Genomic DNA, 13,108 nt, shown 5'->3' with positions numbered 1-13,108 from the left:
ACCTCTTATTCAGGTTTTCAGGACGGTAATGCGTTTACGTCTGGATCCAGTACGGTCCCGGCCTGCCAAAAAGATACCCTTGCATTAAAGGACATTCATATGTCCTGAGCCAGGCCGCCTGAGCCAACGTTTCCACGCCCTCTGCAGTGACTTCCACGTTCAGTTGACGGCACAGTGAAAGGACAGCACTGACGATGGCTGCCGCGCCGGCATCCTGGTGCAGATCGCTGATAAATGACCTGTCTATCTTTATTCTGCTGAAAAGCCCGGAACTGAGGTGGCTCAGTGAAGAAAACCCCGTGCCAAAATCATCCAGAACGACATTAATGCCTGTCTCCCGAAACTTCCGTATCACTTCGTAACTGAAATCCGGGTTGTCGAACAAGGCCGATTCGGTAATTTCCAGTTCGAGCCTGTTGGGATGTAGCCCGCTATGGATGAGAACGTTTTTCACCCTGTCAGACAGTTGCGGGTCCCTGAACTGTCGGGGGGAAATGTTTACGGCTATCCGCTCCTGTCCTGACCAGCCCGCCATATCCGTACAGGCGCGCGCAAGCGCGAAGGCACCGATATCATGGATAAGTCCGGTTTTTTCAGCAAGAGGAATGAAAATATCTGGCGGCACACTTCCTCTCACAGGATGATGCCAGCGCAGCAGAGCTTCATAAGCCACAATCTCTTCACTGACGCTGCAGACAACAGGCTGATAAAAAAGCTGTAGCTCACCGTTTTCCAGTGCCCCACGCAGGTCGTTTTCCAGGCTGAAGCGCTCTGCCGCAGAGCGGGCAAGCTCATCGGTAAAGATGACCCAGCCGTTACGTCCGGCTGACTTGGCCGCATACAGGGCAATATCCGCCGCCGATAACATACTTTCAGCATCCCGCGCATAGCCGGGAAAGAGGCAGACGCCGAAGCTGCAACCCGACGTGACTTTCCGGCCCTTCAGCATGAACGGCTCCTGCAATACGGCCGTAAGGCGTGATGCCGTTTCGCTGGCTTCAGAGGCTGAGCTGATACCTGGCAGGACGGCAACAAACTCGTCGCCGCCTGTACGGGCCAGTATATCTTCAGGGCGCAGGACGGATTGCAGCCGCGCGGAAACCTCAATAAGCAGTGCATCTCCGGTAGGATGTCCCAGCACGTCATTGATACTTTTGAAACGATCGATGTCGGACACCATGACGGCAAAGGGGCTGTCACCGCTAAGAAGCGTCTCCAGTTCGGGCATCAGGCCCCGCCGGTTAAGGAGCCCTGTCAGTGGGTCATGAAGGGCGAGGTGATTCGCCCTTGCCGCAGCCTGAAACTCCGCGGTGACGTCCAGGATGGTATACAGGAGATAGTCTTCTCCCCCGCCCGAATTAAGCCTTTCAGCCGTGATGCGGAGTGAAAAGGCCGGCTCTGTCGCCGTCGACGAGACCGTTTCGCTGAAACCTTCATCGGGAAGAAGCGTAAAGGCTTGCCTGAACACACCCGCCAGATCGTCTGGCAAATCCGCGTGAAGCGAGGTTTGCGTGTTACCGCTCAGCACCAGTTCCTGCAAACAGGGCAAATTTCTGGCAGTCGGGTTGGCGCGTATAATGTCGCCGGATTTTGCGTCACACAGGATAAGCGCACAGGGCGTGTGACAGAAAACCGCGTCAAGCACCTTATTGGTGTCTGACAACTCCGTTTCTCTTTTCAGGATAACCTGTTGAGCGATGCGTAATGCCGCCCTTTCCTGATAATCATGCGTGACGTCGCGCACGATTTTAATAAATGCCGCATGTTCCTGATCGGAGGGATTAAGGAATTCAATTTCTACGGATGCACGAAATGCGCTGCCGTTTTTCCGCAGCCGCCAGCCTTCGCCTGTAAACTTGCCATGCTCGCGGGCCTCTCTCAGGTTTGCCTCAGGTATGTTCCTGGCCTGTTCATCTTCATCATAAAAAACCGAAATATGTTGCCCTCTGATATCACGGCTGTCCCAGCCCTTAATCTCGCGGCACCCCAGATTCCAGCTCATGACTTCTCCGGTTGAAGACAGCAGGTATATTGCGCAAAGAGACGTTCTGGCCACGGCGGCCCCCAGTTGGTCATTGGTTACGGATTTCATGCGGCTGTCCTTGAAAAGTTCACCGACCTGTTCGGAGATGATCCTGCTTTACAGATGAGTATCGGCGCCGGTGGCCTAAAACAGTGACACAATTTTGTAAAAATTTAGTCAGAGAAAAAAGAGCGACAGGTATTTCTACCTGTCACAAAATAATGCATGCAAGACGGTCGCAACGTTATCCGCTTCTGGCTCAAATCAGCCCCCTCAAATCCGGGGGGCGGTTTCAGAATGTTGTCCAGTTTTCTTCCGCATCTTTCCCGGCTGGTCGGCTGGAGTGAGGCGTTGTCGTTGAGGCGGAAACCGTGACCGGCGCTTCAACCAGTGCGGTTTGAGCGACGGGCGATAACGGCTCTGACAGCGTAAAAACAGAGACGGACTGCAGCAATATATCGGCCTGTTCGCGCAGACTTGCTGCCGCTGAAGCGGACTCTTCCACCAGGGAAGCATTCTGCTGCGTCACATCATCAATTTCCGTCACGGCAATGCTGACCTGTTCAATTCCGCGAGCCTGTTCTGCGGTGGCGGCGGTGATTTCCTCCACCCTGTCAGTCAGTTGACCGACCGACGAAACCACGGCAGACATGGTGTCAGCAGAACGCGCCACCAGTGAAGTCCCTTCGCTGACGCGCTGTGCGTTGGCTTCGATGAGCTGACGAATCTCCCCTGCCGCTGTTGCACTGCGTTGCGCCAGCGAACGGACCTCACCTGCCACCACGGCAAAGCCACGCCCTTGCTCGCCTGCCCGCGCGGCTTCGACAGCAGCATTAAGCGCCAGAATATTGGTCTGGAAAGCAATGCTGTCAATCACTGACGTGATATCCGCAATGCGTCCTGAGCTCTCACCAATTCCCTTCATGGTACCGGTGATATCTGTGGTGATGTCATTACCCTGGCGGGCAACGTCACGCACCGTTACCGCCAGCATCGCGGCCTGGCTGGCATTGTCTGCGTTATTCCTGACCGTGACGCCCAGTTCACCCATTGTGGCGGCGGTCTGTTCCAGCGCGCTGGCCTGTTCTTCAGTGCGCTGTGACAGATCGGTGTTTCCCTGAGCTATCTGCAGGCTCGCGGCGGCAACACTCTCCGCGTTCGCCCGGACAGCGCTGACGGTTTGTACCAGTGAATGCTGCATCCCACGAATCGCTATAAGGAGTTTTCCGGTTTCGTCACGTCCTTTGACCGGCACTTCTGCGGTCAGGTCGCCGTCAGCAATGCGCTCTGCGGCCTGCAGCGCGATGTTTACGGGCCTGACAATGCTGCGGGTAATAAACCAGGCCAGGGTTGCTGCCAGCACAATAGCCGCCACGCTGAGGGAGACAAGAACAACCTGAGCGCTGCGCTGTTCTGCCGCTGCTTTGGCACCGGCGGTCTTCATCTGCTGGCCCTGAAAGGTCGCAAGGTCTGTGATAGCCTTTGTGTATTCGTCCTGCGCCTCATAAGCGGGTCCGGTGAGCAGCCGCGTTACCTCATCCCGCTTACCTTCCATGCCCAGTTTTACCGCCTGTTCAGAGTAGGCAAGATACTGCGTACCGGCCCGTTTCATCACGGCGATGAGCTCACGGCTTCTGGGCGCATGAAGTATCTGATCGACTTTATTAAAAGCCGTTTCAAGCCGGGCGCGGGACTGCTCATAGTTTTGTTTCAGTCTTTCTTTTTGAGCCGGGTCATCGACCAGTGCGATACTGCGGACCATACGACTCATATCCGTAACGTAAAAGCGCAGGTTACTGGCAGCGGTCGCCTTATCAAAACGATCGCCAGCCAGTTTATCCACGGTGTCGCCCAGGGAGTCGATACGAATTAAACCGGCCAGCGCAATACCGATAAGAAGAAGCAGAATAAAGCCAAAAGCGGCACCCAGTCGAATGCCGATGCGTATGTTGTTCATTACCTTTCCTCGGTTAAAATATGAAAATTAAAATTATTCAGAGCCAGGGTTCAGACCTGACGAGCCTAATCCCGCGCGCGTTTTACCGCTCTCTTTCAGCAAACAGCGATCAGGATGATTAAGCTGTTCGGGAACAAGCTGCGCACAATTTATAATCAGGTGCCGTTTTAACACCCTGTTTAACGGGACTGGCCGCACAGAGAAATACGTGTTTGTGGCCTCCTCATGACGTAAGTACGTGAGGAACGGCATCAGACGGCATCGCAGGCTGTCCCTCCGCATTGATTAACGCAGTCGTGACAGCATGGCCTGCGTCAGCACAGAAGACAGGCGCACAATCGCCCTGCGCCGTGAAGACGGTGAAAGCGTGAGGTTAGTCTGGGTAACCCATGACAGCCTGGTTATGTGGCTAACGGTCATGTTAAATCCTTCTGGTAAAAGCGCGTTTATCCCGTTTTAAAGTTATCGTCACTGTAGTTACTTTCTTTAACTGTGACATACATCAATTATTTTAAAGCGTTATTACACGCATCTTAATTCGCTCTTAATGTACGGCGAGGGAGAGAAACACAGCCAGGCCGAGCGCGTAACGGTTCCGCTACGCGCAAAAAGCGGCCGTTCGCGCCAGCCTCCGTCAGGCGCAGAGTTCTGACCATGACGTAAAGCCGGACCATTCGGACGCTGACGGATAACAAAAGCGTGATGACCGGGGGGCGGGATGGAATATCAATGCGGAAGTTTTTTGCCGTTTACGCTTGCAGGGAAGTGCCTGTAGGACCAGGCTGATTGAGGCTATCCCTCTAAGGAAAGATCTTGTTGCATGGAAGATGACTTAACCGCCTACGGGCGGTTTTTTTTATCCCGATAAAACAGAGAAGAATCAACATCATCAGGGGTGATGAGCCGTTCAGGCGCTTTTCGCGTATCCTCACTGAAAATCATGAGCCCGCCCTGAAGAACAGGGCCAACAGCGTATAAAACTTGTTAACGAGACGGCCCGGCAGGCTTACCGGGCCACTGATTTACAGCCCTTTCGTCTTGTTAATCCAGTACTGCTAAGGTCCTCTTTAAAACAGGCGGGGAAAGCCGCAAGCCCGCAAGTCGCAAAGGCGGCCCCTCAACCAGGCCGGGAAGCGGTTTCCTGTGCGCTGCCCCGGCGGCTTGCCTTACCCCCTTTTCGTCCGGCCTCAACCGCTCTTTCCGGGTTATTTTTAAAATTACCGCTACTGGCGGCTCCGCCTTTCCTTCCGGCTTCCGCCGCGCGCTGGGGATTTTCCGCGAAATTTCCCGCGCCACCACGTCTGTTGCTCATATCTGTTACCTTTTGATTGTGTAAAATGTTGATGAGGATATAAGCATGGCTGTAATTTTGAATAAAAACAGGAATAAACATAGATTTACGTCGGAAGAATAAAGGGTTTTAGATTCACCGCTTCGCTTTTTACAGATTTTTTATCTATTTAAAACAGCGTTAACAAAATAAAATTTGTACACCATGATTGGGTCGTGTACAGTTTCCACACCCGGTCTTTTAAGAAGATTCTTACCACCATCCCGAACAGGTTTGCTGCTTGTCTTCTTCTTTACGAGACAGCGCTTGCAGGAGTCAGCCTGCGGGACCTGACGCAGCGTATGCTTATTAACGATGCTGGCTCCCGGGCGGACAAGGCATGTTCTGATTTTACAGTTTCGGGTGGCCGGGACTACACTCGAAAAACATACAAAAATGATGCTTTAGCGCAATACCGCTTGTCCGCCGCAACGGACTTTTACTGCCAGCAACAAGAAGGTTGATATGTTCAGGAGTGAAGAAGAAAAGGTAAACATTGTTATCGGCGAAGCCCTGCTGACGCTGCTTGAAGATGATGCAGACATAAGTTCTGAGGCGCTGCGCGTGCAGCTGAACAGGATGCTCGAAACGGAAACTGATGATGCCCGGCGTCAGCTTATCGATCACGCTTTGCGCCAGACCCGCAGACTTTTAAGCGGCGCAGCCAGTGAAGACAGCAATTTTTTCGGAGAAAGACATCTCCAGTTATGGGCGGGAAACGGCCACTAACTTCCTGACAGCATCGGCTGATACACGTGGCAGAGCGTGTCGCAGAGGTCAGTGAACTCTGCGTTTCATCATCAGCACGGCCTTCTCACAGCCTGCCCGCACCCGCCAGTCTCCGGTTTCCTGCCCCAGGCGGTGTAGCGCGCAGATAATCTCTTCTTTCTTTACACTGGCTTTTTCGCTAAGCAACTGCGAGATAACTTTACCCGCCAGTTCAAGCGCTTTTTCTTCGGTATCTTCTCTGGACCCCATGAAGCCTCCGTAAAGCAAACGTTCTTACAGTATAGCATCCTGACCGAAGCGGCCCGGCAGCGCCTGCTGGACCGCTTCCTGCAGGACGCAAAAAACTGCCCGGTTAACAGGATGATTTCCGTTTTCGATGGCCGTCCGGCCCCTTCCCGCCGGCAGCGTATTCATCACCGCAACCGAACCCAGCGGCAAGCAAAACGTCCCCATGGAGAAGGCGATCTGTCGCGCCTGAACAGGCTCTGAGGCGGGGTTCAGATGAAGCAGATAATAAGAAACGTTGAAGTCGTGATTGACGGGAAGCTGCCCAATCACGTTATGGCCTGTCATACAGCATAAAATATTGTTCACCCTCGCAGTCGCACATCCTGACCGCAGGCAGCCCCTCTGCCCGGCGCCGCTCGTTAACACAGCACTGGGATGGGCCGGGCTTAACGCCCGGCCCATATGACGCAGTTTGCTAGCGAAAGCGGAAGTGAATGGGTTATTCCCCACCTCCGCTGATTCTCCCTGACCTCCCACGCCGTCATTCAGAGGGATACATCTGAGCCGTTACGCGGCGTCTGATTTACCGGGTGTCATACCTTAAAGGTTTCTACCATCGTGCGCAGGGCATGCGCCTGCTCAGAAAGCGACTGTGAGGCGGAGGAGGATTCCTCCACCAGCGCCGCGTTGTTTTGCGTCACACCGTCCATCTGGCTGACGGCGATACTTACCTGCGAGATGCCTTGCATCTGTTCAGATGATGCCAGGGAAAGCTCGTCCATGGATTCAGCCAGTTCGCCGACCATGCCGACGATTTTCAGGATGCTTTGACCGGTTGAGGAGGCCACCGTGACGCCGCTCTCCACCTGCGTAACGGCCTGTTCGATCAGCGTTTTAATGTCTTTTGCGGCCGTGGCGCTGCGCTGTGCGAGCGTTCTGACTTCACCCGCCACCACGGCGAACCCGCGTCCGTCCTCGCCTGCCCGCGCCGCTTCGACAGCGGCGTTCAGGGCAAGGATGTTGGTCTGGAACGCGATGCTCTCAATGACGGAGGTGATGTCACGCACTTTGGTGGCGCTGACGGAAATGTCGTGCATCGTGTCTGACATACGCTTCACATCCGTTTCGCCGCTGCGGGCCAGCTGCGCGGTCTCACGGGCGGACTCGGCTGTCTGCCGGGCACCCGCCGCGTTACTTTTCACAGTGGCGGAAAGCTGCTCCATGCTGGCCGCGGTTTCCTGCAGCGCCGCGGCCTGTTGCTCGGTGCGGGATGACAGTTCCGTATTGCCTTGTGAAATCTCATCGGCGGCCAGCGCAACGGAGGCGGACGAATCCTTGATTTTTGACACCAGGCCACGCAGGTTCGCCTGCATCCCATCCAGTGAGGCCAGCAGGCTGGTTGTGTCATTGCGGCGCAGCACGACCGGTCCCGTCAGGTCTCCGGCGGCGATGGCGGCGGCGAGCGCCTGAGCCTGAGCCGGTTCGCCACCCAACTGGCGCATCAGGCTGCGGCTGACAATCATGCAGCCCGCTACGGCAGTCAGCACTGACAGCAGGGTCAGCACGATCAGCATAGCTCTTGTGCGGGAAACGGTCTCGCTGGTCTCGCCAACCGTAAGAACGGTCTGCGCCTTCTGAATCTCTGTCAGTTGGTTGAGCAGTTTCAGAAGCTTTTGCTGAGCCGGTCGCGCGGTCTTCATCAGGTAGACAGTCGCGTCCTGCTGACGGTTTTCCAGCCCCATTTTGGCCGCGGTCATCAGGGTTTGCATGGCGTCATCTTCAGCTGCCAGTATTTCATCCAGCACGGTTTTACCCTGTGCACTGACGCTGTGTGTCATGCTTTCAACCAGTTGCTCCCGCTCGTGGATATATTTTTCCCGCTGTGTCGTCATACGGTCCCATTCGGGCCTGGACTCCTTCTCATCCGTCAGCAACGCCAGATTGCGTGCGGCGATGGCCATATCACGGATATCACCACGCATATCCAGAACGATCGCAAACCGTTTCATTTTGTTGTTTATCGCGTCATTCATGCCGCGCTGTGCATCGGTCAGCGCATGTAACGCAGTGCCCGTACAGATAATTAAAAGCAGAACAAGTAAACCAAAGCCTGTAGCAAGACGCGTCGAAACCTTCATTATATTTTCCCGAATGTTATGTCATTGTCAGGTTCTATCGGCCGCAGACGCGTCAACTGCACAGACTTTACAAAATAAATTGAACACAACTTAATTGACGTCGATATGATTGCGGTCACGTTCAGTTTGGCGGCGGTTTAAAGCATCCATGACGTGTCCGTGATATCTTGTGTTTCCGGCTTCCTGACGTCTGTCGCATCACACGATTCACCGAACGCTTGCCGGCTTCCCCCATATCTGGAGCCCCGGCATGAAAGAGATTAATGACGCCAGCGCGAGTAAAGACACCCAACCTCAGTGTCTGGAGGAGTTTCTCTGCTTTGCGCTTTACTCGGCCTCGCTGGCTATGACAAAGCTTTATCAGCCTCACCTGAAACCGCTGGGGCTGACCTATCCACAGTATCTGGCGCTGCTGGTCTTGTGGGAAAAGGATGGCATCACGGTCTCTGAGGTAGGTCAGCGCGTGCAACTGGACTCCGGCACGCTCAGCCATCTCCTCAAGCGACTTGAGCAGGCAGGCTTTATCAGTCGCCTGCGCGATACCGGTCATGATGAACGCAGAGTGATTATTCGCCTGACTGAAGCAGGCCGTGAACTTGAAAGGCGGGCTACAGGCGTACCTGCAGCGATGATTTGTGAAATGGGCATCCCGTTTGAAACCCTGGCCAGCCTGCGCGACGGGATAAGACAGGTTCAGGAAAAAATTATCCAGGCATTGCCGGAACAGCGGAACCCTGACGCCTGATGTTTTGTCATTATCTCAGACGGGATGACAGGCTGGGGCTGGCGGCAGAGTGCCCCATCTTATCCACAGAAGCACAATGGCACTGATTATGGCCAACCGGACAGACCGGTTTTAATTTGAGAGCAACTTGCTGACCGATTCCGTTTGAAAGTTTAAGAGGGACGATAATGAAAAACGTTGTACTTAGCATGCTGGCTAAAATATCGCATATCGACGCAGGGATGAAGCAGTTAACAGCCCGTGTTGAGGCGCAGTCTCTGCTCATCAGCGCACTTGTGCTGGCGGTGAGTAAAGAAGGCGGTGTGACTGAAATGATTGAAAGTGCTAACAAAGCCATTAACACCGTCATCGACTCTGCTGAATGCGATGATCTGCTGAAGTCTGACGCCGCGCTCCTGCTCAGTGAATTTCAGAGCCTGCTCACCATTTCGAGGGCTGTCGATGGCGCGGATGACGAAATTAATCATGAAGGAATGACTAAACTTAAAGGATTATCCCCCTCTGTGGAATAAGCCGGCTTGGTTAAGCGCCAGGCCACACCTTACCGCCCGTCATCCTTTACCCAACGGGCCAGCAACCGGACGTTATTTACGTTGCGTGGCCCAGCTGACCGTATTTAAAGGTGGAGAGCCAGCTTTTTAGTGCCTGCGGAAGCAAGGGATGAGAAATGTAAAAACCCTGTGCCTGATCGCATCCCCATGAAGCGAGCATATCCAGAGCCTCTGGTATTTCAACGCCTTCAGCCACAACAACATAGTTCAGAGATTTCAGCATACCTATCACGCTCGATGCGATAATGCGGCTTGCTTCATTCGAGGTCAAATCGGCTATCAGCGCCCTGTCAAGCTTGATAACGTCCACCGGCATCCTGCGCAGATAACCAATATTACTGTAACCGGCACCAAAATCGTCCAGCGAAAGACGATATCCTCGTTGTCTTAACTGCGCCATCATTGCCAGGGCGGCAGGATTTTCCGTGGCCAGCTCCGTTTCAAGACATTCGAACTCCAGCAGAGCGGGTGGCAGTTGGGCCTGCGCCATCTTCGCGTCAAGGTGGTCAATAAAGCCACTTCGTGCAAGGTCGCTGACACTGACGTTAACGGATACCGGCAGACTGATGCCCTCGGATAACCAGACGCGCAGCTGATGGATCACCTCCGTGATCACCCAGTCAGTGATATCGCTCATCAGACTGGTTAACTGCGCTGCGGGCAGAAATTCGGCGGGCGAAAGCTCGCCCCGCTCGGGATGACACCAGCGTATCAGCGCCTCAAACCCCGTCGGTTGCACATCAGATAAGGAAAGCCGGGGCTGATAAACCAGATACAGCCCGCCTGTACCGGTTTTAAGGGCTGCCGACAGATCGTTCATCAACATGAAATCGCCATTGCGCCTGCTGTCACTCACCTCACTAAACGAACGAGCGCCACCATTGATGCTGATGGCTTCGTGAAGTGCGCTGACCGCGCGCCGCAGGGCTTCCTGGGCCGGTAGCGCCGCTGGCGTAAAGCAGACATCGCCCGCGTACAATGTCAGGTCCATAGCAAGACCTTCGGGCGCGAGAGGCCGCACGTCGCGCATTGCTTCAAGAACAGCATCGGCCGAAAACGGCTCATCTGAGCGGGACAGGAAGGCAAAGCGCCCTGTGGCTACCGTGTAAAAAATTTTTTCAGGCCCCAGCGCCAGCTTGTTTTGCAACAGACGCCCGCTGTCCCGCAGGAGCGCTTCCACTGGCGGCATGCCCAGTGCCCGGGCCAGTTCATAGGCTCGGGGCATATCAATGCAGTCGATAACGGTGAGCCTGAGGACGTCGGAATGCCCCGCCTCAGACAGTTGATCCAGATGGCGGATGAGTTGCTGACGGTTAGGCAAGCCTGTTACCGCATCCGTTAATCCCGCGACCTGCCAGGCCTTCAGAAAGACCGTCACCATCGCGGCAAGTCGGCTGAGCAACCTGACCTTTTCAGCCGGAAAGGCGTGTGGCTGACTGTCTGTGACGCATAGCGTCCCCATAACCTTTCCTTGCGCGTTGATCAACGGCACGCCCGCGTAGAAGCGGAGGTAAGGCTCCCCCGTGACAAGCGGATTCGTGGCGAAACGTGCGTCCAGTAAGGTATCTGGCACAATGACCGGAATCGCGCTCTCCACGACGAAGCGGCAGAATGCATCCTTGCGATCAGTCTGACACAGCGTCGTGTTGTACTTTGCGCGAAACGTCTGATGCTGCTCATCAAGAACGGATATAAAGCTGGTCGGTATGCCCAGCAACGTGCTGGTCAGGGCGGCGAAGTGGTTGAGTACCTCATCACGCTCCTGATCGGGCAATCGCAGAATGTCTGCGGAGCGTGGCGAAGACTGCGCTCCGTGACGAATGTTTATCAACATGGCGTATCCTTTCCCTGAAAGGCAAAAGTTAAAAAAGCAAGGCGCTGCACTGAAGGACATCCCTGTGCTCAGAAAGCAGGATAATGCTGAATGATAAAACGGCTAAAGCGGATTCGTTACTCAGTTTCAACCGTATGCGTAAACTCCCTGACCGCCCCTTCCACGCGTTCCGAGTTTTTCTTAATGATGGCGATGACCTCGCCGGCCTCGCGCATCAGTATGACGCCCTGCTCCGTATTTTTCTGGTTGAGTTCCATACCTTTCAGCACTTCCCGGGCCAGCTGATTATTATTTGATACCACCTGTTCTATTTCTTCTGTGGCCCCGCTGACGCTTGCCGCCAGCGCGCGCACTTCGGCGGCCACAACCGCAAAGCTCCTGCCGGACGCCCCTGCTCTGGCAGCTTCAATCGCGGCGTTAAGGGCAATAAGCCGTGTTTGTGTCGCAAACCGTCTGATGGTCTCTACCATGCCGTCAATGCTTCCTGACTGGCTGTTGAGGCGCGCGATGTCAGCGGAGATCGCGTTCATGTCCTGCGCGATCCGGTCCACAACTTCAATACTACTCTCAATTACATTCGCCCCATTCTGCGCATTTCCCAGCGTCTGTACAGCCATTTCCCAGGCCTGTACGGCGGCATCGTGCTCTTTTTGGTTATTCAAAACCTGTTCGGTCACATCCGTGGCAAACTTGACGATTTTATATAATTCGCCATTGCTGTTAAAAACAGGATTATACGTCGCGCGCAGCCAGAGTGGCTTCCCGTGATGATTGAGTCTGGGAAACTGCCCCGAAAAAAATTCGCCCTGATTAAGCCTTTTCCAGAACTGCCGGTATTCGTCGCTTGCAGAAAGCTGTTCTGAACAGAACATCCGATGGTGTTGACCCACAACCTGCTCACGTTTGTAACCGGTCGTTTTCAGGAAATTGTCATTAGCATCCAGGACACGACCGTCAGGACTGAACTCAATCACAGCCATTGACCGGTTGATGGCGTTGATCACAGATTCCTGTTCCAGCCCTGCCTCTATGCGTTCTGAGATGTCCGCCGCTATCTTAATGATTTTGCACACCCTGCCACGGCGGTTCCTGACCGGGATATAACTGGCTTCCAGCCAGACAGGACGGTTTCCTTTAGCCAGCCGCAGATGTTTACCACTGCGAACGTCACCGGCGGCAAGGCGCTGCCAGAAATGGCGGTATTCAGGTGAATCCGTCAGGGAAGACGGGCAGAACATGCTGTGATGTTGCCCAATTATTTCGTGCGCCTCGTAGCCCATTGCGGTCAGGAAAAGCGGGCTGGCTTTCTGAATCGTTCCGTCAGGACTGAATTCAATAACCGGCATCGCGCTGTTAAGCGCCCTGAACGGCGCCGATCTACGCCCGCTGCGAAGATCGTTAAGAAAGGAAAAGACATTTTTTAATACATTAAAGCGCATAACCACGACCGTAATCTGAGTTGACTAATCTGGTTATCGGCTGTTAAGACCCTGGCATTATGTATTGTTGTGATAGTTTCCGTTGATTATTACCGGGTGAAATTAATTCACTAATAAAAAATAAATTTTTTGTA

Annotated in this window: 12 protein-coding genes; 2 read left to right on the top strand and 10 right to left on the bottom strand. The window is 54.2% G+C overall.

Annotated features, from left to right (window positions below):
- Positions 1 to 34: 34 nt before the first annotated feature.
- The 8 genes from C7434_RS05620 to C7434_RS05590 all read right to left on the bottom strand — a co-directional run bounded on the left by C7434_RS05620 (position 35) and on the right by C7434_RS05590 (position 8,405).
- The gene (locus C7434_RS05620; RefSeq protein ID WP_033741412.1) at positions 35 to 2,092 is read right to left on the bottom strand and encodes an EAL domain-containing protein; all 2,058 of its coding nucleotides are present in this window, start codon (positions 2,090 to 2,092) and stop codon (positions 35 to 37) included.
- Between the two features lie 223 nt (positions 2,093 to 2,315).
- On the bottom strand, positions 2,316 to 3,980 hold the full coding sequence (locus tag C7434_RS05615; protein WP_033741411.1) for a methyl-accepting chemotaxis protein: 1,665 nt from the start codon (positions 3,978 to 3,980) through the stop codon (positions 2,316 to 2,318).
- A 285-nt stretch (positions 3,981 to 4,265) separates the two neighbouring features.
- The gene (locus tag C7434_RS22320; RefSeq protein WP_269751028.1) at positions 4,266 to 4,400 is read right to left on the bottom strand and encodes a hypothetical protein; all 135 of its coding nucleotides are present in this window, start codon (positions 4,398 to 4,400) and stop codon (positions 4,266 to 4,268) included.
- 697 nt (positions 4,401 to 5,097) lie between these two features.
- Positions 5,098 to 5,292 carry a general stress protein gene (locus C7434_RS05610; RefSeq protein ID WP_033741481.1) on the bottom strand — a complete coding sequence of 65 codons (195 nt, stop codon included), beginning with the start codon at positions 5,290 to 5,292 and terminating at the stop codon, positions 5,098 to 5,100.
- 369 nt (positions 5,293 to 5,661) lie between these two features.
- Positions 5,662 to 5,937: a hypothetical protein gene (locus C7434_RS05605; protein ID WP_133745223.1), complete on the bottom strand. Its 276-nt coding sequence runs from the start codon at positions 5,935 to 5,937 to the stop codon at positions 5,662 to 5,664.
- 150 nt (positions 5,938 to 6,087) lie between these two features.
- Positions 6,088 to 6,288: a hypothetical protein gene (locus C7434_RS05600; RefSeq protein WP_033741409.1), complete on the bottom strand. Its 201-nt coding sequence runs from the start codon at positions 6,286 to 6,288 to the stop codon at positions 6,088 to 6,090.
- A gap of 24 nt (positions 6,289 to 6,312) precedes the next feature.
- On the bottom strand, positions 6,313 to 6,633 hold the full coding sequence (locus C7434_RS05595) for a hypothetical protein (protein WP_033741406.1): 321 nt from the start codon (positions 6,631 to 6,633) through the stop codon (positions 6,313 to 6,315).
- A 227-nt stretch (positions 6,634 to 6,860) separates the two neighbouring features.
- Positions 6,861 to 8,405 (bottom strand): methyl-accepting chemotaxis protein, encoded by a 1,545-nt coding sequence (locus C7434_RS05590; RefSeq protein ID WP_033741404.1) that lies wholly within the window; start codon positions 8,403 to 8,405, stop codon positions 6,861 to 6,863.
- A 250-nt stretch (positions 8,406 to 8,655) separates the two neighbouring features.
- Between C7434_RS05590 and C7434_RS05585 the strand changes: the two genes are divergently transcribed.
- Positions 8,656 to 9,150 carry a MarR family transcriptional regulator gene (locus C7434_RS05585; RefSeq protein ID WP_033741402.1) on the top strand — a complete coding sequence of 165 codons (495 nt, stop codon included), beginning with the start codon at positions 8,656 to 8,658 and terminating at the stop codon, positions 9,148 to 9,150.
- Between the two features lie 167 nt (positions 9,151 to 9,317).
- Positions 9,318 to 9,662 (top strand): anti-adapter protein IraP, encoded by a 345-nt coding sequence (iraP, locus tag C7434_RS05580; protein WP_033741400.1) that lies wholly within the window; start codon positions 9,318 to 9,320, stop codon positions 9,660 to 9,662.
- A gap of 76 nt (positions 9,663 to 9,738) precedes the next feature.
- Here iraP and C7434_RS05575 read toward each other — a convergent pair whose 3' ends face one another.
- Together C7434_RS05575 and C7434_RS05570 are read right to left on the bottom strand one after the other, a co-directional pair.
- Positions 9,739 to 11,535, bottom strand: coding sequence for an EAL domain-containing protein (locus C7434_RS05575; RefSeq protein ID WP_058701930.1), 1,797 nt, complete (start codon positions 11,533 to 11,535; stop codon positions 9,739 to 9,741).
- Between the two features lie 116 nt (positions 11,536 to 11,651).
- Positions 11,652 to 12,881, bottom strand: coding sequence for a PAS domain-containing methyl-accepting chemotaxis protein (locus tag C7434_RS05570; RefSeq protein WP_133745222.1), 1,230 nt, complete (start codon positions 12,879 to 12,881; stop codon positions 11,652 to 11,654).
- Between the last annotated feature and the right edge of the window lie 227 nt (positions 12,882 to 13,108).

The organism is Pantoea sp. PNA 14-12, assembly GCF_004364735.1.
Taxonomy (GTDB): domain Bacteria; phylum Pseudomonadota; class Gammaproteobacteria; order Enterobacterales; family Enterobacteriaceae; genus Pantoea; species Pantoea stewartii.
The sequence above is the reverse complement of the archived record's forward strand: the minus strand, read 5'-3'. Positions and strand labels throughout refer to the sequence as shown.

What these genes read in the sequence shown, in the direction of transcription:
- C7434_RS05585 (WP_033741402.1), top strand. Translation starts at nt 8,656, where the DNA reads ATGAAAGAGATTAATGACGCCAGCGCGAGTAAAGACACCCAACCTCAG.
- C7434_RS22320 (WP_269751028.1), bottom strand. Translation starts at nt 4,400, where the DNA reads ATGACCGTTAGCCACATAACCAGGCTGTCATGGGTTACCCAGACTAAC.
- C7434_RS05615 (WP_033741411.1), bottom strand. Translation starts at nt 3,980, where the DNA reads ATGAACAACATACGCATCGGCATTCGACTGGGTGCCGCTTTTGGCTTT.
- C7434_RS05620 (WP_033741412.1), bottom strand. Translation starts at nt 2,092, where the DNA reads ATGAAATCCGTAACCAATGACCAACTGGGGGCCGCCGTGGCCAGAACG.
- C7434_RS05575 (WP_058701930.1), bottom strand. Translation starts at nt 11,535, where the DNA reads ATGTTGATAAACATTCGTCACGGAGCGCAGTCTTCGCCACGCTCCGCA.
- C7434_RS05610 (WP_033741481.1), bottom strand. Translation starts at nt 5,292, where the DNA reads ATGAGCAACAGACGTGGTGGCGCGGGAAATTTCGCGGAAAATCCCCAG.
- C7434_RS05570 (WP_133745222.1), bottom strand. Translation starts at nt 12,881, where the DNA reads ATGCCGGTTATTGAATTCAGTCCTGACGGAACGATTCAGAAAGCCAGC.
- C7434_RS05590 (WP_033741404.1), bottom strand. Translation starts at nt 8,405, where the DNA reads ATGAAGGTTTCGACGCGTCTTGCTACAGGCTTTGGTTTACTTGTTCTG.
- C7434_RS05600 (WP_033741409.1), bottom strand. Translation starts at nt 6,288, where the DNA reads ATGGGGTCCAGAGAAGATACCGAAGAAAAAGCGCTTGAACTGGCGGGT.
- iraP (WP_033741400.1), top strand. Translation starts at nt 9,318, where the DNA reads ATGAAAAACGTTGTACTTAGCATGCTGGCTAAAATATCGCATATCGAC.